This window comes from Mesorhizobium sp., assembly GCF_965229135.1.
In the GTDB taxonomy this organism is placed as follows: Bacteria; Pseudomonadota; Alphaproteobacteria; order Rhizobiales; family Rhizobiaceae; genus Mesorhizobium.
The window spans coordinates 5,205,364-5,226,495 of record NZ_OZ245860.1; the positions used below are offsets into that span (position 1 = coordinate 5,205,364).

Here is a 21,132-nt window from a genome sequence, read left to right on the forward strand (position 1 = left end):
ATTACGCGGCAGCAGCGACCTGCCGGCTTGCGGCCACCACGGCGTCGACCTTGGCGGTCGCCTTGGCCAGCGCGGCGGTCACCGCGTCAGGGCCCATGCCGACGCCTTCGATGCGGATGACGTCGACATCGGTCATGCCGACGAAGCCGAGCACCGAGCGCAGGTAGGGGATGGCGTGGTCCATCTGGACGGCGGCGCCTTCCGAATAGATACCGCCGGAAGCCAGGACGATGTAGACTTTCTTGCCGGTGACGAGGCCCTTGGGGCCATTCTCGCCGTAAGCAAAGGTCTTGCCGGAGCGGGCAATGTGGTCGACCCAGGACTTCAGCGTCGAGGAGATATTGAAGTTGATGAAGCCGGTGGCAAGGATGATGGTGTCGGCGGCAAACAGTTCGTCGACGACCGCGTCGGAAACGCCGACGACTTCGGCCTGGCGCTGTGTGCGGGCTTCAATGGGCGTGTAGATGCCGCTCGCATAATCGGCATCGATATGCGGCAGCGGGTTGGCGACGAGGTCGCGCACCACCAGAGTGTTCGACGGGTCGGCCGCGAGCAGCTTGTTGGCGAATTCGGTGGCGACGCGGGTCGAGTGCGAGGCGTTGCCGCGCGGGCTGGACGTGATGAGAAGGATGGACATCGAGGGCTCTCCAGGGTTGGAATGATCTGTCCCGACCTATATGGATCTGCCGACCTATTTGAAAAACTGGGATATTTTGTATAGTATCCATCCATAATCTGGATGGATTGAAAATGCAGCCCAATCCCACGCTTGACCAGCTTCAGGTCCTTGTCACCGTTGCCGAGACCGGCAGTTTCTCGGCCGCGGGCCGCAAGCTCAACCGCGCGCAGTCCGTCATCAGCTACGCCATCGCCAACCTGGAAGAGCAGCTCGGCATGAAGCTGTTCGAACGGGACGGCACGCGCGAGCCGCAACTGACCGAGGCCGGACGGGCGACGCTGGAGGATGCGCGGCGCATGGTTGCCATGCTGCAGCGCATTCGCTCACGGGTCGATGGCCACAGGCAGGGACTGGAGGCCGAGGTCGCCGTGTCGGTCGACATGACCCTGCCGTCGCCTGTGCTGGTGCGGGTGCTCAAGGCGTTTGAAGCACAGTTTCCCACCGTGACGCTGCGCCTCTATATTGGCTCACTCGGCCTGATCCTCGACCAGGTCATCGACGGGCAGGCCGATATCGGCCTCGGGGGTATGATGAGTGAGGCCGCCGACGTGCATCTGTCGCGGATCGGGCTCTATTCCATCGTGCCGGCAGCGGCGCCCGGTCACCCGCTGGCGCTGCTGCCCAAGCCTGTGCCGCTCGAAGATGTGCGCGAATATACCCAGCTTGTCGTCACCGATCAGTCGGAGCGCACCAAGGGGCGCGATTTCGGCGTCTTCGCCTATCGCACGTGGCGCTTGACGGATGTCTACACCAAGCACGCGCTGATGCGCGAAGGGCTGGGCTGGGGCGGGCTGCCGCGCTGGCTGATCGCCGACGACCTTGCCAGCGGCCGGCTGGTGGAACTCGACCTTGAGCCCTATGGCGAGACGCGTGCGCCGCTCTATGCCATGCACCGTGCCGACCGCGGCCCCAAGCCCGCGGCGGCCTGGCTGATCGACGAGTTCAAGCGCCGTCTCGGCTGCTTCAACGAGTTCGAGCCGGGGCGGATGGCTGAGGATGAGCCGGACACAACCCATCAATCAGCGCCATGAGAACGGCGCGATAATCCTCGCTGGATCCGCCGGCCTCTATCGCCAGCGCGGCGCGGTCGAAGGCGGCGGCGAGCAGCGCCGTCAGCGCTTCCACCGGCAGCTTTTGCAAGGCGCGCGCGCGCATCGCCGCGACAAGGCCCTCGCGCAGCGAACGGTTGCCGTGGCGATTGTCGATGGCGTCCATGGCGGCGCGGCCGAGCACGGCCGGTCCGTCAAGCAGCAGAAGCCGCGTGCGGCCGGGCGTGCGCATGGCGGCGAGATAGGCATCGGAGCCGGCTACCAGTGCGTCACGGGCACTGAGCGAAGGTGGCGAGGCATGGTCGATCTCCTCGGCCACGGCCTGCGCCTCCTGCTCGACCACGGCGGTGAACAGTGCCTGCTTGTCGGCGAAGTGGTGGTAGAGCGCACCGCGTGTGACGCCGGCGGCGGCGACGATCTCCGGCGTGCCGGTCTCCGCATAGGACTTTTCGGTGAACAGTCGTCGCGCCGCGGCGATGAGGTCGGCGCGCGTCGCCTCGGTGCGGTCGCGGTTGGAACGGCGCGTGGATTCCTGTTGCATACATGCAGCCTGTATGTTAATTCAATTTACATGCAGACTGTATGTTATTTGACGGGAGAATGAAAGATGAAGACGACCAGCTACTACCCGGTGCTGATGACCGGCGACGTCGCGGGGACAGCGGCCTTCTATGTCGAGCATTTCGACTTCAAGCCGCTGTTCGAAAGCCAGTGGTACGTGCACCTGCAATCAATCGACAGCAGTCGGGTCAATCTCGGCATAGTCCAGGGCGACCATGACACGATACCGGAGGAGGGCCGGGGCCGGACCTCGGGCCTGCTGATCAACTTCGAAGTTGCGGACCCGGACGCCATATATGCGCGGGTTCGCGCCGCCGGACTGCCGATCCTGCGAACTTTGCGCGACGAGCCGTTCGGACAGCGCCATTTCATCACCAGGGATCCCAATGGCGTGCTGATCGATATCATCAAGCCGATTCCGCCCAGCGAGGAATTCCTGGCTCAGTATGCGCAAGGCGCGGCCGGAACCTGAACGGCGCTCATCGGTTCGCGGCATCCCTCTACGAGGCAATATTTTCTAAATAGCTTGATTAGTAGTTTCTAAAATGGTTGCCTGAATCCCTCAAGGGAGAGGGAAGTCATGATCAGAACCGTTTCTGTCGCAGTTATTGCTGGTGTTATCGGGCTGGGCGCCAGCGGCATGGCCGACGCCAAAGGGGGGCACAGCACAAGAACCACCTCGCCGTGCGCCCCCGACTACAAGCGCCTTTGCTCAACCACGCCTGTAGGCCAGGCTGCTTCCTGCCTGAAGAAACACATCAGCGAGCTTAGTCCTGCCTGCAAGGCGAAATACAGCAACTAGGCTGTTACGGTCTATCAGGCTCCACCCATCCGGCGAGGAGTCCGGCTGCCCATGCGAGCGTGGGCGAGGGTCGACTGGCGGCTATTTGTTGGCGGCTTCGCCATGCGATCCCCCCTTTTCAGCTAAGTAGCTTAGCTGGAGCTAACGTGATTGCTTCTGCTCCTCAACGGAGAGAGAGGGAACACCATGTCGAGACTAATTCCTGCCGCAGCCCTTATCGCGGTCATGGGCATGTTTGCCGCCGGCGTCGCCGACGGCAATGCGCACGAGATGGGGTCGTCGCGATGCAGGGCAGACATCAAGCGGCTTTGTCACAAGACCCCGATGGGCGAGGTCGCGTCGTGCCTCAAGCAGCACATGAGCGAGCTGAGCCCGGCCTGCAAGGCAAAATACAGCAAGTAGCCCTGTCGAGGTGGAGGCGGCCGGTTCGCCGGCCGCTTCCACGGGCCGTGCCGTCCATGGCGCGTAACCATGGATCAGCGTCGCGCGACCGGCGTTACCGTCACCTGGCTGACGCCAGTGCGGCGCACGACGGTGCACAACGTCTCGCGGCCGATGCTCTCGGCGTCCAGCATGCGCACGAGGTCGTCGACACCGGACACCGGTCGTCCGTCGATGGCCGCGATGATATCGCCTTCCTTGAGGCCGGCTCTCGCCGCCGGGCCATCCTTCTCGACGCTGCGCAGGCGCACGGCCGTGCTGGTCGACACCTGCGACAAGAGTGCAGCGCGGCGCGGCAGGTTGGTGGTGTCGGCCGAGATGCCGATGAAAGCTCGCCGCACGCGGCCGAAGCGGATGATCTCCGAGATGACGAAATTGGCGGTGTTGGAGGCGACCGCGAAAGCGATGCCCTGTGCGCCGTGGATCATGGCGGTGTTGACGCCGATGACCTCGCCGGCCGACGACACCAGCGGTCCGCCGGAATTGCCGGGGTTGAGCGCCGCGTCGGTCTGGATGACATCGTCGATCAGCCGGCCGGTCGAGGCGCGCATCGAGCGGCCGAGCGCCGAGACGACGCCGGAGGTGACCGTCCATTCGAAGCCCAGCGGATTGCCGATGGCAATAGCGATCTGGCCGCGCCGCAGCCGCTTGGAATCGCCGAGCGGCGCCACATCGGCAAAGCTGCCGTCGGCGCGCACCAGCGCGATGTCGGTGTCGGGATCGCGGCCGAGCACGCGGCCTTCGCTGGAAGCGCCATCGGGCATGGAGACGCGCACTGTCCTGGCGTCGCCCACCACATGGAAGTTGGTGACGACCAGCCCGTCCGGTGCGATGACGAAGCCGGAGCCATGGCCGCCCTGACCGCCGATGCGCTCGATGCGGCAGACGGCCGGCCCGATACGGTCGACCGCATCGGCCACCGTCGTGGAATAGGCGTCGAGCAGCGTTCCGTCGGCCAATGTATCGGTTCGAAATTTCGGGGCGGCGAGGGCCATGGACTGGGCTCCGTGGTATCAGGCTTGGGGATGACTATATGTGCGAAGCGGCTGGAAGCGCCGCGACCTGACCAGATGGCCAGTCACACCAGCAACTAGCCGTCAGGCGAGTACCTCCGGGCGCGCTGTCGAGCGATATCTGGGGCATGAGAAAACCCAGGAGATCACCATGAGCGACTTCAATCTGAATGCGTTTTCGCAGGCCATCGCCGACCTTGCCGCAAAGGCCGCGCCGGCAACGGCGAGCTTCGCCACGCATCATCATCGCACGGCCAGCGCCTTCCACTGGAGCGACGGCTATTTCGTCACCGCCGAGGAGGCTGTCGAGGCCGGCGAAGAGATCGAACTGACGCTGGCATCGGGCGAGACGGTGAAGGCCGAACTGGTCGGCCGCGATCCTTCGACCGGCGTTGCCCTCTTGAAGCCGGCGGTTGCAGCCGCCGCCGCGACGCTCACCAGGGCCGACGCGGTACGGCCCGGCAATATCGCCATCGCCATCGGCAACAGCCATGGATCGGCGCTGGCCGTATCGGGTTCGGTCGGGGAAGTCGGCCCGGCCTGGCGCTCGATGCGCGGCGGCACCATTGACCGGCGCATCAATCTGGCTGTTGGCGCGGGCGGTCGCTTCGAGGGCGGTCCGGTGCTCGACGCGAAGGGCTCGCTGATCGGCATGCTGCTGTTCGGGCCACGCCACCGGGCCTTGGTCATGCCCTACGAGACGATCGAGCGCGCGGTGGCGACGCTGCGCGAAAAGGGCCATGTCGCGCGGGGCTATCTCGGCGCCGGGCTGCATCCGGTGCGCGACCGCGACGCGCATGGCGCGATGGTGATGAGCCTCGACGACAGCGGTCCGGCCAAGGCCGCCGGCCTCTCCCTTGGCGACATCATCGTGGCGTGGAACGGCGAGGCCGTGCATGGCCCGCGTGACCTGATCCGCAGGCTCGGCCCCGACAGCGCCGGGGTTTCGGTGACGCTCGGCGTGGTGCGTGGAGGCGAGCAGCGCGATGTCGCGTTGACCATCGGCGAAAAGCCGCTGAGCTGAGAGGATCCCTATGGACGCACCAGTCATCGACCGGATCATGAGTGACGGTGCCGCCTCGCGGCGGCTGGTGGTGTTGATCGCGCTAGGCGATGCGGCGCGCGCCGAGCGCCTGGCCGCCTCGCTTGCCGCGAGCGAGGACCTGTTGCCGGTCGTGGCGGGCGCCGGCAGAGCCGACGTTGCCATCGTAGACGACAGAAGCGGTCATGCCCTGCCGGCTTCCACGCCAAGGGTGCTGCTGTCGGGACGCGCCGGCACCGAGCGGCCTGCCGGCGAGGTGTTCGCCACATTGCCCGCCGGCGCCGATGATCTTCTGATCGCGGCCGCGGCGCGGCTGGCCGCGGCCGGCTATCGCATATCACGCGACGACAGCCGCGCCGTCGTGCGCGATGATGATTTCCATCCTGACGATGGCGAGCCCTTCGAGGATGAGTCTTCCGACGAACATGCCCTTCGCCCGACGCTGTCGCCGCGCGAGGCGGAAGTGCTGGCGCTGCTGGCCGAGGGCGCACCCAACAAGGTGATCGCGCGGCGGCTCAACATTTCCGTGCACACGGCGAAATTCCATGTCGCGGCGATCCTGATCAAGCTGGGCGCGGCCAACCGCACGGATGCGATTGCAATTGCGATGCGGCAGGGACTGGTGCTGGTCTAGGAAAGCTTGGGTCCGGTGCATCTTGCGGCAAGATGCCGCCGGAGGGATTACTCCCTCCGTTGCGTCACCATGGCTTATCCCGGCGACCTCTTGTATCCGGAGCCGCCACAGGCAAGGATCGCGCTAGGACACAACGCAGCCGGGAGGAAAAATGTCGCTCAAGGGAAAGACGCTGTTCATCTCCGGCGGGTCGCGCGGGATTGGACTGGCCATCGCGCTGCGTGCCGCGCGCGACGGCGCCAATGTGACGATCGCGGCCAAGACCGCCGAGCCGCACCCCAAGCTGCCGGGCACGATCTACACCGCCGCCGAAGAGATCGAGCAGGCTGGCGGCAAGGCGTTGCCGATGCTGTGCGACATCCGCGAGGAGGCGCAGGTGGCCGAGGCGGTTGCAAGGACCGTGGAAAAATTCGGCCGAATCGACATCTGCGTCAACAATGCCAGCGCCATCCAACTCACCGGCACGCTGGAGACCGACATGAAGCGCTATGACCTGATGCACCAGATCAACACGCGCGGCACGTTCCTGGTGTCCAAAATGTGCATTCCTCACCTGAAGTTGGCTCAAAATCCTCACATCCTGAATCTGGCGCCGCCGCTCGACATGAAGGCAAAGTGGTTCAAGAACCACGTCGCCTACACGATGGCCAAGTTCGGCATGTCGATGTGCACGCTGGGCATGAGCGCGGAGTTCGCCAAGGACGGCATCGCCGTCAATTCGCTGTGGCCGATCTCGACGATCGACACGGCGGCGGTGCGCAATCTGCTGGGCGGCGCGACGGTTGCGGCTATGAGCCGCTTGCCCGACATCATGGCCGACGCGGCCCATGCCATCTTCCTGCGGCCGTCGCGCGAGACATCGGGCAATTTCTATATCGACGAGGAAGTGCTGCGCGCCGAGGGCGTCACGGATTTCTCGATCTATTCGCCGGGCGCCACGGGGCCCTTGGCCGGCGACTTTTTCGTGCCCGACGAGGTGTTTGCCAATTCCGACACGAAGATCAGGAGTGCGTTCTAACCATCGGAGGAACCTGCATGGTTGTCGCGCCCGCATTACCCTCGAAAGGTGATCCAGGCGCCCCAGAACAGGCTTGAAAAGAAGCGCTGCGGCCTCGCGAAGCCGGCCGCCGAAAGCAAGGCGAACACGGCATCTTCCGACCGCGGCGGGTCGGCTCCCTGCAGGATCTTGCCCAGCTTGATCTCGATCTCCGCCGGGGTTGCTCCATTCATGCGCCAGCGCTGGGCCCAGGCCGCCATCATGAGGGGTTGCGAGGCATAGGCGTAGTGATTGCCGGCCAGGATCAATGGCGCATCTTTTTTCAAACGTGCGGCAATGTCGCGAAGAATCGCCTGCTTGGCATCGTGGCCAGGCAGGTGATGCAACACGCCGATCAGCGTTGCCGCGTCGAATGGGGGGTCCTCAGGCAAGTCGGCGACGACACCCAGAACCGGTTGGGTGCGCTCAATCAGGCCAGCGGCCGCGACGCGTGACATCGCCAGGTCCAGCATGGGTTTCGAGGGGTCGACGGCGACGAAGCTCCATAGCGGCTCAAGCCTGGCCGCGCAGACAATCTCGCGCGCCGTGCCGCCGGCGCCCGCCACGAGTATGCGTGCGGTAGAGCCCGTGCCAAGCGATGCCGCGAGCATGCAGGCGGCCAAGTCGTGACAGGCCTCATAGCCCGCGAGCGCAATCCTGCTCTGGGTCTCGTATTCAGCGGCCCGTGACGGGTCGAACTTGGCAGCGGTATCGACTGACATAGGGTTTCAATTCCCGAAGCGGTTGGTTGTCGCTATGAAGGGATGTTAATCTGGCATAATCTCGATAATCAAAATTGAGAATGACATGATCGAAAGTCCGATTTTGCCACGAAAGCATGACCGGCTGACTGCATTCCTGCAGATTTTTGGGCTGCATGCCTTTGTGACGGACAAGGCGGATGCGGAGGCAAATCTCTTCCTGGTCACGGTGGATGGCGAACACGGTGTCTCGCACATCGTTCTCAGGGTACGGGGCGGCACTCCCGGCAACGCGGCGTTTTCCGTCCTCGTCGCGGCCAGGATCGATTTTGGCGGGGTTGCCAACCCACTTGTCGGAGCCTTGCCCGAGGAGCTTGTCTTGCCGCTGGTGGAGCAACCGCAAATACGAGGCTTGGCGGACGCCTTGGTCATGGAGGCTGAAAATAGCCGTTGTGGCGCACTGACTGTCCGGGAACGCCTATGCGAGATCATCGTCGTTCTGGCCGTCCGACGCGCGATAGATATGGGCCGCGTAAGGGCGGGGCTCCTGGCCGGGCTTGCTCATCCGACCCTGCATCCATGCCTGGTGGCCATACATGACAACCCCGCCAACGAATGGCGGACTGAAACACTGGCTGAAATGGCCGGCATGTCGCGAAGCCATTTCATTTCGCAATTCAGCAGGGTCGTCGGAGCCACGCCCGTCGCCTATGTCACGTCGTGGCGTCTTGCCTTGGGCCGCGCCCAAATTGTCGCGGGATACAGCGTGAAAGCCACGGCGCGGCATGTTGGATTTGGCAGCGCCGCCGCGTTCTCTCGGGCATTTTCCCGTGCCTACGGCTATCCACCCGCCAACACGGTCAAACCAGGCCTGTCAGGACCTTGAAGCGTCCGCGGCTACGCCCCGAGGCCTCGTCAGCCTTCCTCGCCTTTCTTGGTTTTTCCCAGACCCATGAGCCTGTCGATATAGGCCAGCATCAGCGCCGAGACGACGAAGGCGAGGTGGATGATGGTCAACCACATCAACTGGTCGGTCGAATAGGAGGACGAGTTGAGGAACACCTGCAGCAGGTGGATGGACGAGATGGCGACGATGGTCGAAGCCACCTTGACCTTCAGCGAGCCGACATCGATCGTGCCCAGCCAGTGCACGCTCTCGCCGTCCTGGTCTTCGAAGCGGCTGACGAAATTCTCGTAGCCGGAGATGATCACCATCACCACCAGCGAGGCCACGAGCGCGGCATCGATCAAGCCCAGCATCTTCAGGATGGTGTCGGTGTCGCCCAGCGTGAATGCCATGGTGACGAACTCGTAGAGCTTCTTGCCGAAGGACAGCGCGTAGATGGCAAGCGCCACACCGAGCCCGAGATAGAACACGACCAGCAGCCAGCGCGAGGCAAGGATGATCGATTCAATGGCGAGTTCAAGGCGCTTCATGGACTGGATCCGGTTGGTCTTCTTCGCGGGTATGGCCCGTATTTCGGTCAACCTGTCCCTGTTTGCAAGATCAAATCCCGGAACCGTCCGCCGTCTCGCGAACGAGCCGAGATGTCCTATCCGGTTGTTTCTTGGAGCAAACCCGGACTGAGGGCCGGTTCGCGCCTTTGTCGGAATCACTGCAGCAAAAAACCCCGCCGGAGAGGGGCCGGCGGGGCTCAATGCGTCCCGCTGGAGTCGGGACGGGGCAGGGAAGCCCAGTCACGAATTTGGGGTGGACAGTGTGGCGAATCAATGATTCGGCCTGAATCCCCATACAAATCTTCTTGAGCGCGGGATCTGGCCCGGCCAATCCCGCCCACCCCGGCTGGCCGGGGTGGGCGGTTCTCATCCTGATTCCGCGAACCAGGTCAGGCTTCTGAAATCACGAGCTAATTGTTGCTTGCGACAGGAGCCACCAGAGAGGTGATGCGGCGGATGGCGACACGCCGGTTCTCGCGGTTCGGAGCCTGCGTGTTGATCTTCAGATACTCCTCGCCATAGCCCTGTGTCGTCAGGTTCTCCGGCGGGATGCCGAAGGCATTGGTCAGAGCTTCGGCGACCGCCTCGGCGCGGCGGTCCGAAAGAGCAAGGTTTGCTTCCGGCGTGCCGACCGCATCGGTATGGCCTTCAATCAGGAAGGTCTCCGCCGGGTTCTTCTTCAACAGCTTCTCCATGGCGTCGGCGACGCCTTGCAGCTTCTGCACCTCGGTGTCGGAGATCGAGGACGAACCGAATTCGAAGTTCAGCGTGTCGAGGTCGACGCGCCGTGCGATGTCGCGCACGCGAGCCGAACGCTTCACCTCATCGACCGAATAGAGGCGCTGCACCCTCTCCACCGGCGGCTGCTCGAGGAAGTTGTAGTAGTCATCGGGGCTCTGGACGTCCTCGGAGTCGAGGATGTAGTCGCGACGCGGGATGGTCAGCCGCATCGGCGGCAGGTCATCGCCGGGATCGCGCCAGTCCTTGTCGTCCTGGTAGTGCCGCTCGTCGACATAGCTCAGCACATATTCGCGGCCGTCGGGCATGATGCGCGAACGCTGGACGACATCGCCGTAGCGGTTGCGAATGGTGACGATCTGGGTGCCATTGTCGCGCTCGACGGTCTCGCGGGTGCGGCCACCCGGAAGATCCTCGTAATACACGTCCTTGGCGCCACGGTTCATGCGCGGCCCGTCATTGCTCTGCACGATCGTCTGGCCGCCGAGCTGGAGGATGACGCGGTCGCCGATTTCCTTCAGCACGTCGACGCCTTTGGGCCGCTGGCGGTCGCGGATGTTCTCGTCAGGCGCGCGGTCGATCCGCTTGCCCCGCTCCTGAGTCACCGGGACCATCTTTTCAGGCTTGATCTCCTGCTGGGCCGCCTTGTCGTCGGTTGGAGGCGGTCCCTGGTCGACAGGAGCAACCACAGGCTTCTGGCCCTGGTCGCCATTCTGCTGGCCGTTCTGGTTGTTGTGCTTCTTGCCGTTTTGACCTTGGCCGCCGCCCTGTCCCTGCCCATTCTGGCCCTGCCCATTCTGACCTTGGCCGCCGGCATTCTGGCCGCCCTGATCCCTGCGCTGTGCGTCCTTCTGGCTGTCGAGGAGAGGGGCCTCGCCCTGAACGGGATTCTCGCCCTGGGCGGGCTTGTTGTTGTTGGCCGGCTGTTCGCCATTCGCAGGCTTCTGGCCCGTTGCAGGCTGCTGGCCATTTGCCGGCTGCTGGCCTGTCGCGGGTTGCTCGCCATTGGCCGGCTGTTCGCCAGGCTTCTTGCCGTGCTTCTTGGTGTTGTCCAGCGGCTGTTCGCCGGTCTGGGGCTGCTCGCCTGCCTTGTTGGGCTGCTCGGCCTGGGCAGGCTTCTGCTCGGTGCCGGGAACCGGCAACGGCTCGAGCTTTGGGGCGGTCTCCCCGGCGGGCGCCGGCTTTTTGGTCGGCTCGGGCGTGGCCTGCGGTGTCGCGGCGGGCTCGGTGGCGTCGGCAGGCTTCTTGTGCTTGCCCGGCTTCTGCGCTGGCTCCGTGGCCGGAGCCTGGTCTGCTGGCGCGGCCTCGGCTGGCTGCTGCTGGTCCTGCTTCTTCTTGCGCGGTTTGGCCTCAGGCTGGTTGTCGTTCGCCGGCGCGGGCTGTTCGGCCTGGGCGGGCGCCTGCTCGGTCTGCTGCTGGTCGCGCTTCTTCTTGCGCGGCTGCTGTTCGCCCTGCGCGGGCTGTTCGGCCTGGGCCGGCGCCTGCTCGGTCTGCTGCTGCTGATCGCGCTTCTTGCGTGGCTGCTCCTGTTGCTGGCCCTGCTCGGCGGGCGCCTGCTCGCTCTTCTTTTGAGGCTTCTGCTCCTCCTGCTTCTGCTCAGGCTGCTTCTGCTCGGGCTTCGCCTCCTTTTTCGCGCAGGCCTCCGCCGATTCGCCCTCGGCGCAATTCGACTGGGCCAGCAGCAACGGCATGGTTGTGCCTTGCGAGGGGCCGAACGCGACGCTGCCCTGCAGCGGGTACGCGCTCAACGGCGCGGATGCCATCAACAGGCCAAGTGCCGTCCCCGCCAGAATCCATGGTTGGCGTTTCATCAGAAATTCTCCTTGTGGGTCCCATCTGTGCCCAAACCGATGGTAACCGGATTGGTTCCGGTTTGGCAGAGCATGCAAGCAGCCATAGAGGTTTGACCGGCCTTTTGAAGGCGGCTTCGTGACATTCATATGGTTCACGCAGCATTTCGGGCGTCCATGATGCTTGACCTTGGACCGCCATGGGGCCACATCCGCATGATGGAAGCGCCGTTCTGGAAAACCAAGACGCTGGAAGCGATGAGCCCGGCCGAGTGGGAATCACTCTGCGACGGCTGTGGCAAATGCTGCCTGTCGAAACTCGAGGACGAGGACACTGGCGAAATCTACTGGACCAGTGTCGGCTGCCGGCTGTTCGATGCGCATAGCTGCCGCTGTTCCGACTACGTCAACCGCCTGCAGCGCGTTCCCGACTGCATCGGGCTGACGCCGCGGAATGTGCGCACCATCAGCTGGCTGCCAAGCACCTGCGCCTATCGCCTCGTGGCCGAAGGCGAGGACCTCTACTGGTGGCACCGTCTGGTTTCGGGAAGCGCCGAGACCGTGCACGAGGCCGGCATCTCGATGCGCGGTCGGGTGAGCGCCAACGAGACCGAGATGGCCGATCCGGAAGACTATTTCGAGCATATGCTCGAAGAAGAACCCTGAGCCGAACTTCGAAATCACGGTAAACGCAAGGTAAAGCGTGCGGCGGGGCCCTGGCGCGATTGCATTGTCGCGGTGCGCATGCGGAAACCGGCAATGCGGCCAGGCCTGGAGCATGGTCCCGAAGTGTGGAATCCGGTTTTCTCGGACAAACGGTTCCCGTTTGTCCGGTGATCATCCTCAAACAAGCAGATAGAGCCCCATCCCGGCTCCATCGGGATGGAACAGGCTCCATGTCTCCTCGTCTTTGCAGTGGGCTTCGCTCGAAAAAACAGGCGCGTCCTTCTTCCTGCCACATGAACCGAAAATGAACGGCCGGTTCGCGGAGAGTTCAGACAGACGGGCGCATTCTGCGTGCATAGGTTCGAGGACGGGGCGAAAGCCTCAACAAGGAGAGAGACCATGTTCAATACCATCAGGACGGCGACGCTTTCGGCCATGATTGGCCTCGGCACGCTGGCGGCCATGCCCGTGGCCCATGCCGACAGCCTTTATCTCGGCTTCGGCACCAACAGGGATGCTCGCGTCGGCGTCTACCCGGTCGACGACGATGGCTTCTACCGTCGCGACAACCGCCCTGACTGGCGCCCTGACGATCGCGGCCGCCCCGACGATCGCGGCTGGCGCCGTGGCTGCTCGCCAGAGCGTGCGCTCGACAAGGCGGAGCGGATGGGCCTCTACCGGGCCCGCATCGTCGACGTGAACCGCTCGACCGTGAAGGTTGTAGGCCGCCAGCGCGGCGACCGGGTGGTCGTCGTGTTCGCCAATGAACGCGGTTGCCCGGTCATCTACCGCTGAAGCGCGTCTTTCCGGTGCATGTCAGTCGACATGCACCAGGCGTCCGGGGCACTTGCAGCCCTGAGTAGCGAGCCCCCTTCCGCCAGCGACAAAGGGTGCGGCTCGCAAAAAACCCCGGAGGACCAGGTCCTCCGGGGTTTTCTTTTGCCCGGTCTCGGGGATGCCGCCGGGGACGCGGTCCTTGTTTGATGGATGCCGTTGTCCCAAAACCACCGCGCGGTCTTGGGCGACACGCATTGACCGCCGGCTGGCTGCCCTCGAAGACGACTACTTCAATTCGAAGGTGACGGTGACCTGCACATTGTAGGCATTTTCGCCGGCCTGTGTCGGGACGGCGCCGGCGACCGAGTCGAACGCCTTGGCGTTGATCGCCATCGGCATCGGCCTGATGTTCTGGTCGTTGATCTCCAGCACCCGTCCGAGGCTGACGCCGGCGGCTTCCGCCAGCGTCTTGGCCTTGGCCACGGCGTCGGCCACGGCCTTCTTGCGGGCTTCGGTGACCGTCGCGGCCGGATTGTCGTTGGTGAAGGAAATGCCGCCACCCTGGTTGACGCCGAGCGACACCGCCTTGTCGAGGATTTCGCCGGTCTTGTCGATGTCGCGCACCCGCACCGCAAGCGTGTTGGTCACCTGGTAGGCGACAAGCTCTGCATCCTGGCCGCCATCCGGCTTGTTGGTATAGTTGTAGCGCGGATTGATCTGGATCCCTGCCGTCTGCAGGTCGCGATCCTTGATGCCCGCCGCTTTCATCGCAGCGATCACGGCGGCCATGGCGTCATTGTTGGCATCGAGCGCGGCGCGCGCCGTCTTGGCCTCGCGCATGACGCTAAGCGACAGGAGCGCCAGGTCCGGCGGCGTGGTGGCCTCGCCTTCACCGGAAACGATGATGCGGGGCGAAGGCTGCGAATCGGCGGCTCCAGCCATCGCCGGAAAGGCGATTGAAGCGGCGAGCGCGAGGGGTAAAAGGTGTCTGGTCATGAAAAAGCTCCTTGGTCTGCGATCCAGTCGCAACGCTCAACTAGGGCGCGAATATGGGCTGATTTGGGCGATCTGCGAAAGCCCATCGGGAAAGCCTTGTGCCGCGATGCGAAAAACATTAATCCAGCGCGCGTGGGGCCTGTAGCTCAATGGTTAGAGCCGGCGGCTCATAACCGCTTGGTTGGGGGTTCGAGTCCCTCCGGGCCCACCATTATCGTTATTTATCAGTGACTTGACGATACAGCTTGGCTCTCTTGGCCAGATCGATGACGGCGAACCACCATGCATCGCGTTGATTTCATTGATTTATGGCGGCATGCAGAGGGCTGGCGATAGGGATCGGCACTGGAACGGCCGCCAGTCGAGTTCGGGCCGAGGTGCCCAGCCGCCAAGAAGCCACGCCACGCTCGACCGCGGCTATCCGCCGAGACCGGCAACTCCTGTTGGCGTTTCCGACATGGGCATTGAGTGGAACGCAATCATCTGCCGGTCGGCGGCCCTTTCGGACAGGCCCGAGATTGGAGATGGACTGTTGATGAGCCTCATGTGAAATGTTCCGCGGAGGGGGATCCGGTTTGAGGACCGGATGCCGGACCTCGATGATCGTTCTGCCTCGGAGAAACGAAGTGGAGAATTTGATGCGGAACATTGTGCTTGGCTTCGCGGCGCTCGCGCTCGCGGCGTGCCAGTCGGCGCCTCAGCAAGCGCCGCCACCCGGTCTCGAGGCCGCGTCGAATCCCGCTGCCGTTCCTCCCCAGCCTGCCTCGATGCCTGCCGCTTCTTCCCCCGGCACGGCAATCATGGATTCGTCCGTCACAATCACCCCGCCCGCCAAGGGCGTCGCGGCGCGATATGCTGCTTTCTCCGGCATATGGACGGGGCGCCTGGACGGCCAATATGATGGAAAACTCGCCGTTCAATCCGTCTCTTCGAATGGACAGGTGACCGTCACCTATGCGTGGGGTGTCCTGGGCGACAACAATCCGGGAGAGGCGGCGGGCGCCGGGAGAATCGTGGGGTCGACTTTGAAGCTTGGGCGCCTCCCGAATGGCGCGGACGTCAGCTTCAGGATGCTGCCCGACGGAACCTTGGCTGGAACCTATACGCTTGTCGACCACACCTACACTGGCGCGTTCGTCAGGCAATGATCAAAGAGGCCGTATGGCGGCGGAGCCAAACGCGAAGGCTTCTGGTTTCGGCTTCCAAATCCGGACCGGCTAAGCCGTCCGGAGCAGCTTCTCGTAGCGTTTGATCAGCCGGTCGCGCTTCAGGCGCGAGAGCTTCTGGATCCAGAAGAGGCCGTCGAGCTGGTCTATCTCGTGCTGGTGGCAGACCGCCAGCAGGCCATCCGCCTCCTCGACCTGGCCGGCGCCATTCAGGTCCTGATAGCGGACCCGGACGCGGGCATGCCGTTCGATGTCGTCGGTGACACCCGGCATCGAGACGCTGCCTTCCGTGTGGCGGATCATCTCGTCCGATGCCCAGACGATCACCGGATTGACATAGGTTCGAGCTTCCACCGCCGGCGGCACCTGGATCACCACGACGCGCTTCGAAACACCGATATGCGGGGCGGTGATGCCAATGCCGGGCGCCGCGTGCATGGTGTCCGCTAGGTCGCTGGCGAGGCGACGCAGGTCCTCGTCGAACACCGACACGGGTTCGGCCACCGCGCGAAGGCGACGGTCGGGAAACCTTACGATTGGCCGAACCGTCACGCGTCACTCCATGGAACTTGCGGCCGCCGTTTCAGGCGACCGTCGATGACCGGCGCACGTCCTGGACGTCAGCTCGTCTTGACGCCGGTCTTGCGACGCTTCGGCGCCTCGGGTTCGGGCTCGGCGGCCTTTCTTCCCAGGCCGATCGCCCGGGCCATCCGCGAGCGCGCGGCGGAGTAGTTCGCCGCGACCATCGGATAGTCCGAGGGCAGGCCCCACTTGGCGCGATACGCATCCGGCGACAGATTGTAGTGGGTGCCGATGTGTCGCTTGAGCGATTTGAACTTCTTGCCGTCTTCCAGGCAGATGATGAAGTCCGGGGTCACCGATTTCTTGATCGGGACAGCGGGTTCGGACTTCTCTTCCGGCTGAGGCGAGGACGGTCCATGCAGCTTGCTGACCGCGGCGTAGGTATCGGCAATGACGCGGGCCAACTCCGACACCGGAAGCGGGTTGTTGCTCACATATGCGGAAACGATATCGGCGGTCATCGCCAACAAATCCGCGTTGGCCTCTGTAAGATCTTCAGGCATCTGGGCTAATCCCTCAACTGTTCTCAATGTCTGTAGCCCGCCTGTGACCTCGCTACAGGAAAGCACACCGTCCGCACAAGACCCGAAATAGAGCCGACGCGAGGTATCGACATCATTTATGCCGGCCGCAGCGAATGGCGACGGGCGACCGTGATCTCGATGGGCCGGCCATCGCGCAATTCCGCCAAGCCGCCACGGATGTTTTGGACACGGCGAACGGCTTCGCCCCTGCCAGCCGGCCGCGTTTACCCGGCATCAAACGCTCATGCCACTCCGGTGGAGAGGGATGGCCGCGCCTCTCCGGGCACGAAATCCCCAGCCCTGCGCGCGGCTGTCGCACGACAAAGCCGGCGTCGGTCGCAAGCCAGAAGATCGGGATGTCGTGGATCGACTATACATTCGAGGCCAAGTCTGGAGAAAAGATCGCGGAGTTGAGCGATCTTGCGCGAATTATCCGAAGACATGGCGATCCGCGTCCATCAATGGCAACTCACTGTACGCGCCGTCGTGGAGGCTTTCCTGTATTCGGCGGTGTCGCTTGGCGGCGTTCGCCTGTGCGACATATGTTACCGGTATCTCTGGCAACGACTGGATCAACAACTTCGCCGTGACAGCAAGGCGTTTCCTTCATTCTTAATTATACTGTTAATTATACATTGTGTGCTACGACCTAGGCTCATAGTGGCGCTGGTCCAACAGTCGGGTGAGGGCAACATGAAGGGTATGGTATTCACCGAGCTGCTGGGTTTCGTGGAACAGACCTATGGGGCGGATGCGGTGGACGATCTCATCGAGGCTTCCGACCTGCCGAGCGGCGGCGCCTACACCGCTGTCGGCACCTACGACCACAAGGAAATGCAGTCCCTGGTCACGACATTGTCCGCGCAAAGCCATATGCCGCCAAACGACCTGATGGACCTGTTCGGCCAGCATCTGATCGGGCGGTTCAAGGCTTCGTTCCCCGACTTTTTCAAGACGGCGGGCACGCTGTTTGATTTTCTCGAAAGCATCGACCGGCACATCCATGTGGAGGTGCGAAAACTCTACCCGGATGCCGAGCTGCCGGAGTTCAGGGCCGAACGGCTCGGGAGCGGGACAATGCATCTCGACTACCGCAGCAAACGCTCCTTCGAGGCTCTTGCCTCCGGCCTCATTCTCGGCGCGGCTCAGATCTATGGCGAGACCGTGCGGATAGACCGGAGCGAGCACGAAAGCGCTGGCGACAGATTCGTTCGTTTTTCGATCCAGAAGACAGGTGCGATAGCCTAAATGCTGTCGGAAGCCGATCCCTCCGTCGACCGCGTAGCGCGTCTCGAAAGGCGCCTGCAACGCGAAAAGCGCGCCCGTGAAGAGGCTGAATGGCTGCTTGAGGCGAAGTCGCTTGAGCTCTATAACGCCAACAGCCACCTGACGGTGCTGGCCAACGACCTCGAAATGCGCGTCCTCGATCGTACGCACGAGCTGGAGGTGTCCCGCCAGCAGGCCCTGTTCCTAGCCGAACGCGATCCCCTGACCTCGCTTGCCAACCGGGTCAGCTTCGCGCGCGATCTGGACGCGGCTATCCATGCCGCCCATGTTCAAGGCGGCTCCGTTCAGCTTCTGTTTGTGGATCTCGACCGCTTCAAGGAGATCAACGACAATTACGGCCACGCGGTCGGAGATGCGGTGCTGATGGAGGTTGCGGCCCGGTTGCGCGCCATCTGCGGGGAAAGCGAGGTGGCGGGACGGCTGGGCGGTGACGAGTTCGGCGTCATCTGCGTGACGCCGGAGCGCAGCGAGCGGGCCCGCGAGATCGCGGCGGAGGTCATGAAGGCCATGAGCCGGCCCATCGATTGCGGTCGCCTGCAGCTGATCGTCAGTTGCTCGGTCGGTTTTGCCGGCTTTCCCCGCGACGCCGCGGATTCGCCGACGCTGCAACGTTTCGCCGATGTCGCCCTGTACCACTCCAAGTCGGCTGGGCGCTCGACATGGACCGAGTTCGACGACGGCATGGCGGCCGAGCTCGAGAGCCGGCAGGGCTTGGAAGAGGAGTTGCGCAGCGCCGTGGCGGCTGGAGAGATCGAGCCGTGGTACCAGCCCATCATCTCCACCAAGAGCAATGCCATCGTCGGGGTGGAGGCGCTTGCACGCTGGCAGCATGCCGAGCGGGGTCTCATTCTGCCAGGACTGTTCATCCCCCTGGCCGAGGAGAGTTCACTGATCGTCGATCTCGGCCGAGCCATGATCGATCGCTGCTGCCGGGAGATGTACCCGCTCATCCGTGACGGTCATCTCGACTATGTGTCGATCAATCTGTCGCCGCGCCACCTGCGATCGTCCTCGGTGGTCGAACAGATCGCCGCCACACTGGCGCGCCATCGTTTCCCGCCCTCCGCGCTTCAGCTCGAAATCACGGAAAGCCTGCTGCTGATCGACTTCGAACAGGCCGAGGAGCGCCTGTCGCATTTTCGTGCCCTTGGCATCCGCGTCGCCCTCGATGATTTTGGAGCGGGCTATTCTAGCCTCTCATACATCAGGCGCCTGCCGCTGGACGTCATCAAGATCGATCGCTCCTTTGCCAGGGACATCAGCGCCGACCGGCAGGCCGAGGCGGTGGTCAAGGCGATCGTTCAACTCGCACAGGCCCTGGAACTCAATATCGTCGCCGAAGGCATCGAGACCGAAAGCCAGGCGCTGCGGCTGAACAGTTGCGGCTGTTTCGTCCAGCAGGGCTATCTGTTCGGCCGGCCCATGCCGTTGGACGAAATCACGCGTTATCTCGAGGCCGGGGCAAATCCGATGCATGCCGCGCAAAGAATGCCCGGCTTCAGGGCCTGAAGTGGCGAGCCGCGACAAGACGGGAAGATCAAGCTCTCGTGATGCAAGGATGAATCGCGCCGGGACAGGAGGGATTTTTAAGGGTTGTGCACTATCACGGGTTGCGGGTGAAAACATCGGATTGAACTGGTTGTATTCTCGAGTGGACTATGGCCGTACTTGGCGCTCTCCCTGCTGATGTTGAATGCAGACCAATTCGCGAAGACGATTGGGAAGGCGTCATTGACTGTCTGCGCCGGGGGTTTCCGACGCGCGGCCGGGACTACTGGGTACGGGCGCTGACCCGTCAGTCGCGGCGGCCCGCCGTTGACGACCTGCCGCGATACGGCATTGCGCTGGCAAAATCCGGGCAGGTGGTCGGTGTGCTGCTGAGCCTCTACACGCGTTACCAGACCGAGGGCGGCGACGACATACGCTGCAACCTCTCAAGCTGGTCGGTCGACTCGGAATTCCGCCCCTATGCCACCAAGATGATCGCGATGGTGCTGAAGCGAAAGGATGTGACCTATGTCAACATCTCGCCGGCGCCCGCGACGGTGAAGCTCAACAAGGCGTTCGGCTTCAAGCTTTTTTCGCATGGACAGTTCGCCTTCCTGCCCGCCTTGAATGCGCTTCGAGGAACGTGGCGCGTGCTGGAAGCCCGCTCCGACCTCGCCGAAATGGCGCTACTGCCCGATGCGGAGCGGTCGATGCTGCTGGAGCATGCCGCGCTCGGTTGCCTATCGCTGGTCTGCATCCGCGACGGTGTGGCGGTGCCGCTGGTGTTGATGCGGCGGCGGATCGCGCACCGCTTCATCCCATCGTGCCAGGTCGTCTATTGCCGTTCGCTGGCCGATCTCGCCGGCTGCGCCGGCGCCGTCGGCCGCTTCCTGCTGCGGCGCGGAATCCTGCTTTGCGCGGTCGACGCCAACGAGCCGGTTCCGGGTTTGGTCGGCCATTATTTCGCAGGCAAGGGCGTGAAGTACTTCAAGGGTCCCAAACCACCTTCGCTTGGAGACCTGACCTTCACCGAGCTTGTGGTGTTCGGTCCCTGACCGAAGGCGCTACCAGCGGCAGGAAAATCTCATCGACAATCTCCTTGATGGCTTCGTCCGGCAAGGACCTGAACGTCATCAGGATCTCATGACGTGCAAGATCCGTCGGAAGCGACACAATCCGGGGGGTGAGGCGGTCAGCGGCGATCTCACCACGATCAATCGCGCGCGCCAGGATGGGTTGCATGACATCGGAACCGGCGATCCGCGCCCTCAGATGCGCTCTCATATCCGCCAGGTTGGAATGCTTGTCCGCCAGGTCCTTCTGCATGTCGAAAATCAGCCTGATCAGGTCAGGCCGGGCACGGTCTGACAACTGGCGGAGCAGGAGGCGGATTTCGTCGCGGACGCTGCCGAGATCGGGCACGACGATCGGATTCTGCTCGAAATGCCGCCCCAGCGCAGCCGTTGCGAGTGCGGTGCGGTTCGGCCAGCGTCTGTGGAGTACAGGTCTGCTGGTGCCCGCACGCTCGGCGACGCCCTCCAGCGTTAGCCCAGCATAGCCCCGCTCAACCAGTTCAGCCCAGGCGGCGTCCAGGATCGCTTGCTCCAGTTCAATGCCCCGCCGCCGTCCGATCTTGTCGGCTTTCATAGCACCTCCATTTAAGATGCATCATGCATCCTATTGAGTTTCTGGTCGCGATTAG

General features: G+C 63.5%; 24 protein-coding genes and 1 tRNA gene. 15 read left to right on the top strand and 10 right to left on the bottom strand.

Going from position 1 to position 21,132, the window contains the following annotated elements:
* Position 1: 1 nt before the first annotated feature.
* Positions 2 to 637 carry an FMN-dependent NADH-azoreductase gene (locus ACO07C_RS24880; protein WP_421916820.1) on the bottom strand — a complete coding sequence of 212 codons (636 nt, stop codon included), beginning with the start codon at positions 635 to 637 and terminating at the stop codon, positions 2 to 4.
* A gap of 113 nt (positions 638 to 750) precedes the next feature.
* Here ACO07C_RS24880 and ACO07C_RS24885 point away from each other — a divergent pair, with 113 nt between their 5' ends.
* Positions 751 to 1,710, top strand: coding sequence for a LysR family transcriptional regulator (locus ACO07C_RS24885; RefSeq protein WP_421916821.1), 960 nt, complete (start codon positions 751 to 753; stop codon positions 1,708 to 1,710).
* On the opposite strand, the gene ACO07C_RS24890 is transcribed toward ACO07C_RS24885, so the two are convergent.
* Positions 1,643 to 2,269, bottom strand: coding sequence for a TetR/AcrR family transcriptional regulator (locus ACO07C_RS24890; protein WP_421916822.1), 627 nt, complete (start codon positions 2,267 to 2,269; stop codon positions 1,643 to 1,645). The genes ACO07C_RS24885 and ACO07C_RS24890 overlap by 68 nt on opposite strands.
* A 66-nt stretch (positions 2,270 to 2,335) precedes the next feature.
* Here ACO07C_RS24890 and ACO07C_RS24895 point away from each other — a divergent pair, with 66 nt between their 5' ends.
* The 3 genes from ACO07C_RS24895 to ACO07C_RS24905 all read left to right on the top strand — a co-directional run bounded on the left by ACO07C_RS24895 (position 2,336) and on the right by ACO07C_RS24905 (position 3,493).
* Complete coding sequence (locus tag ACO07C_RS24895; RefSeq protein WP_421916823.1) at positions 2,336 to 2,761, top strand: VOC family protein; 426 nt, start codon at positions 2,336 to 2,338, stop codon at positions 2,759 to 2,761.
* 108 nt (positions 2,762 to 2,869) lie between these two features.
* Positions 2,870 to 3,091: a hypothetical protein gene (locus ACO07C_RS24900; protein ID WP_421916824.1), complete on the top strand. Its 222-nt coding sequence runs from the start codon at positions 2,870 to 2,872 to the stop codon at positions 3,089 to 3,091.
* A 186-nt stretch (positions 3,092 to 3,277) separates the two neighbouring features.
* Positions 3,278 to 3,493 (top strand): hypothetical protein, encoded by a 216-nt coding sequence (locus tag ACO07C_RS24905; protein ID WP_421916825.1) that lies wholly within the window; start codon positions 3,278 to 3,280, stop codon positions 3,491 to 3,493.
* Between the two features lie 74 nt (positions 3,494 to 3,567).
* On the opposite strand, the gene ACO07C_RS24910 is transcribed toward ACO07C_RS24905, so the two are convergent.
* Complete coding sequence (locus tag ACO07C_RS24910; protein ID WP_421916826.1) at positions 3,568 to 4,527, bottom strand: S1C family serine protease; 960 nt, start codon at positions 4,525 to 4,527, stop codon at positions 3,568 to 3,570.
* A 169-nt stretch (positions 4,528 to 4,696) separates the two neighbouring features.
* On the opposite strand from ACO07C_RS24910, the gene ACO07C_RS24915 reads away from it, so the two are divergent.
* The 3 genes from ACO07C_RS24915 (at position 4,697) to ACO07C_RS24925 (ending at position 7,239) form a co-directional block, all read left to right on the top strand.
* Complete coding sequence (locus ACO07C_RS24915) at positions 4,697 to 5,569, top strand: S1C family serine protease (protein WP_421916827.1); 873 nt, start codon at positions 4,697 to 4,699, stop codon at positions 5,567 to 5,569.
* Between the two features lie 10 nt (positions 5,570 to 5,579).
* Positions 5,580 to 6,221 carry a response regulator transcription factor gene (locus ACO07C_RS24920; RefSeq protein WP_421916828.1) on the top strand — a complete coding sequence of 214 codons (642 nt, stop codon included), beginning with the start codon at positions 5,580 to 5,582 and terminating at the stop codon, positions 6,219 to 6,221.
* A gap of 151 nt (positions 6,222 to 6,372) precedes the next feature.
* Positions 6,373 to 7,239 (top strand): SDR family oxidoreductase, encoded by an 867-nt coding sequence (locus tag ACO07C_RS24925; protein WP_421916829.1) that lies wholly within the window; start codon positions 6,373 to 6,375, stop codon positions 7,237 to 7,239.
* 35 nt (positions 7,240 to 7,274) lie between these two features.
* Here the strand turns inward: ACO07C_RS24925 and ACO07C_RS24930 are convergent, their stop codons facing one another.
* Complete coding sequence (locus ACO07C_RS24930) at positions 7,275 to 7,979, bottom strand: SAM-dependent methyltransferase (RefSeq protein ID WP_421916830.1); 705 nt, start codon at positions 7,977 to 7,979, stop codon at positions 7,275 to 7,277.
* 85 nt (positions 7,980 to 8,064) lie between these two features.
* Between ACO07C_RS24930 and ACO07C_RS24935 the strand changes: the two genes are divergently transcribed.
* Entirely contained in the window at positions 8,065 to 8,844 is a 780-nt protein-coding gene (locus ACO07C_RS24935; RefSeq protein WP_421916831.1) for an AraC family transcriptional regulator, read from the top strand.
* A gap of 29 nt (positions 8,845 to 8,873) precedes the next feature.
* Here the strand turns inward: ACO07C_RS24935 and ACO07C_RS24940 are convergent, their stop codons facing one another.
* Together ACO07C_RS24940 and ACO07C_RS24945 are read right to left on the bottom strand one after the other, a co-directional pair.
* Positions 8,874 to 9,395, bottom strand: a complete 522-nt coding sequence (locus ACO07C_RS24940) for a TIGR00645 family protein (protein WP_421916832.1) — start codon at positions 9,393 to 9,395, stop codon at positions 8,874 to 8,876.
* 431 nt (positions 9,396 to 9,826) lie between these two features.
* On the bottom strand, positions 9,827 to 11,965 hold the full coding sequence (locus tag ACO07C_RS24945) for an OmpA family protein (RefSeq protein ID WP_421916833.1): 2,139 nt from the start codon (positions 11,963 to 11,965) through the stop codon (positions 9,827 to 9,829).
* Positions 11,966 to 12,163: 198 nt separating this feature from the next.
* Here ACO07C_RS24945 and ACO07C_RS24950 point away from each other — a divergent pair, with 198 nt between their 5' ends.
* Together ACO07C_RS24950 and ACO07C_RS24955 are read left to right on the top strand one after the other, a co-directional pair.
* Positions 12,164 to 12,610 (top strand): YcgN family cysteine cluster protein, encoded by a 447-nt coding sequence (locus tag ACO07C_RS24950; protein ID WP_421917597.1) that lies wholly within the window; start codon positions 12,164 to 12,166, stop codon positions 12,608 to 12,610.
* A gap of 399 nt (positions 12,611 to 13,009) precedes the next feature.
* Positions 13,010 to 13,405, top strand: a complete 396-nt coding sequence (locus tag ACO07C_RS24955; protein ID WP_421916834.1) for a hypothetical protein — start codon at positions 13,010 to 13,012, stop codon at positions 13,403 to 13,405.
* A 267-nt stretch (positions 13,406 to 13,672) separates the two neighbouring features.
* Here the strand turns inward: ACO07C_RS24955 and ACO07C_RS24960 are convergent, their stop codons facing one another.
* A complete protein-coding gene (locus ACO07C_RS24960; protein ID WP_421916835.1) occupies positions 13,673 to 14,383 on the bottom strand; it encodes an SIMPL domain-containing protein in 711 nt (236 codons plus the stop codon).
* A 135-nt stretch (positions 14,384 to 14,518) separates the two neighbouring features.
* On the opposite strand from ACO07C_RS24960, the gene ACO07C_RS24965 reads away from it, so the two are divergent.
* Together ACO07C_RS24965 and ACO07C_RS24970 are read left to right on the top strand one after the other, a co-directional pair.
* Positions 14,519 to 14,594: transfer RNA gene (locus tag ACO07C_RS24965), tRNA-Ile, on the top strand.
* A 427-nt stretch (positions 14,595 to 15,021) separates the two neighbouring features.
* Positions 15,022 to 15,531: a hypothetical protein gene (locus ACO07C_RS24970; RefSeq protein WP_421916836.1), complete on the top strand. Its 510-nt coding sequence runs from the start codon at positions 15,022 to 15,024 to the stop codon at positions 15,529 to 15,531.
* Between the two features lie 69 nt (positions 15,532 to 15,600).
* Here the strand turns inward: ACO07C_RS24970 and ACO07C_RS24975 are convergent, their stop codons facing one another.
* Together ACO07C_RS24975 and ACO07C_RS24980 are read right to left on the bottom strand one after the other, a co-directional pair.
* Entirely contained in the window at positions 15,601 to 16,101 is a 501-nt protein-coding gene (locus tag ACO07C_RS24975; protein WP_421916837.1) for a peptide deformylase, read from the bottom strand.
* Between the two features lie 68 nt (positions 16,102 to 16,169).
* Positions 16,170 to 16,634 (bottom strand): MucR family transcriptional regulator, encoded by a 465-nt coding sequence (locus ACO07C_RS24980; protein WP_421916838.1) that lies wholly within the window; start codon positions 16,632 to 16,634, stop codon positions 16,170 to 16,172.
* A gap of 441 nt (positions 16,635 to 17,075) precedes the next feature.
* Here ACO07C_RS24980 and ACO07C_RS24985 point away from each other — a divergent pair, with 441 nt between their 5' ends.
* From ACO07C_RS24985 to ACO07C_RS24995, 3 genes are all read left to right on the top strand, one after another.
* On the top strand, positions 17,076 to 17,903 hold the full coding sequence (locus tag ACO07C_RS24985) for a heme NO-binding domain-containing protein (RefSeq protein ID WP_421916839.1): 828 nt from the start codon (positions 17,076 to 17,078) through the stop codon (positions 17,901 to 17,903).
* Positions 17,904 to 19,451 (top strand): putative bifunctional diguanylate cyclase/phosphodiesterase, encoded by a 1,548-nt coding sequence (locus ACO07C_RS24990; RefSeq protein ID WP_421916840.1) that lies wholly within the window; start codon positions 17,904 to 17,906, stop codon positions 19,449 to 19,451.
* Between the two features lie 149 nt (positions 19,452 to 19,600).
* On the top strand, positions 19,601 to 20,485 hold the full coding sequence (locus ACO07C_RS24995; RefSeq protein ID WP_421916841.1) for a hypothetical protein: 885 nt from the start codon (positions 19,601 to 19,603) through the stop codon (positions 20,483 to 20,485).
* On the opposite strand, the gene ACO07C_RS25000 is transcribed toward ACO07C_RS24995, so the two are convergent.
* Positions 20,457 to 21,077, bottom strand: a complete 621-nt coding sequence (locus ACO07C_RS25000; RefSeq protein WP_421916842.1) for a TetR/AcrR family transcriptional regulator — start codon at positions 21,075 to 21,077, stop codon at positions 20,457 to 20,459. The genes ACO07C_RS24995 and ACO07C_RS25000 overlap by 29 nt on opposite strands.
* Positions 21,078 to 21,132 lie beyond the last annotated feature (55 nt).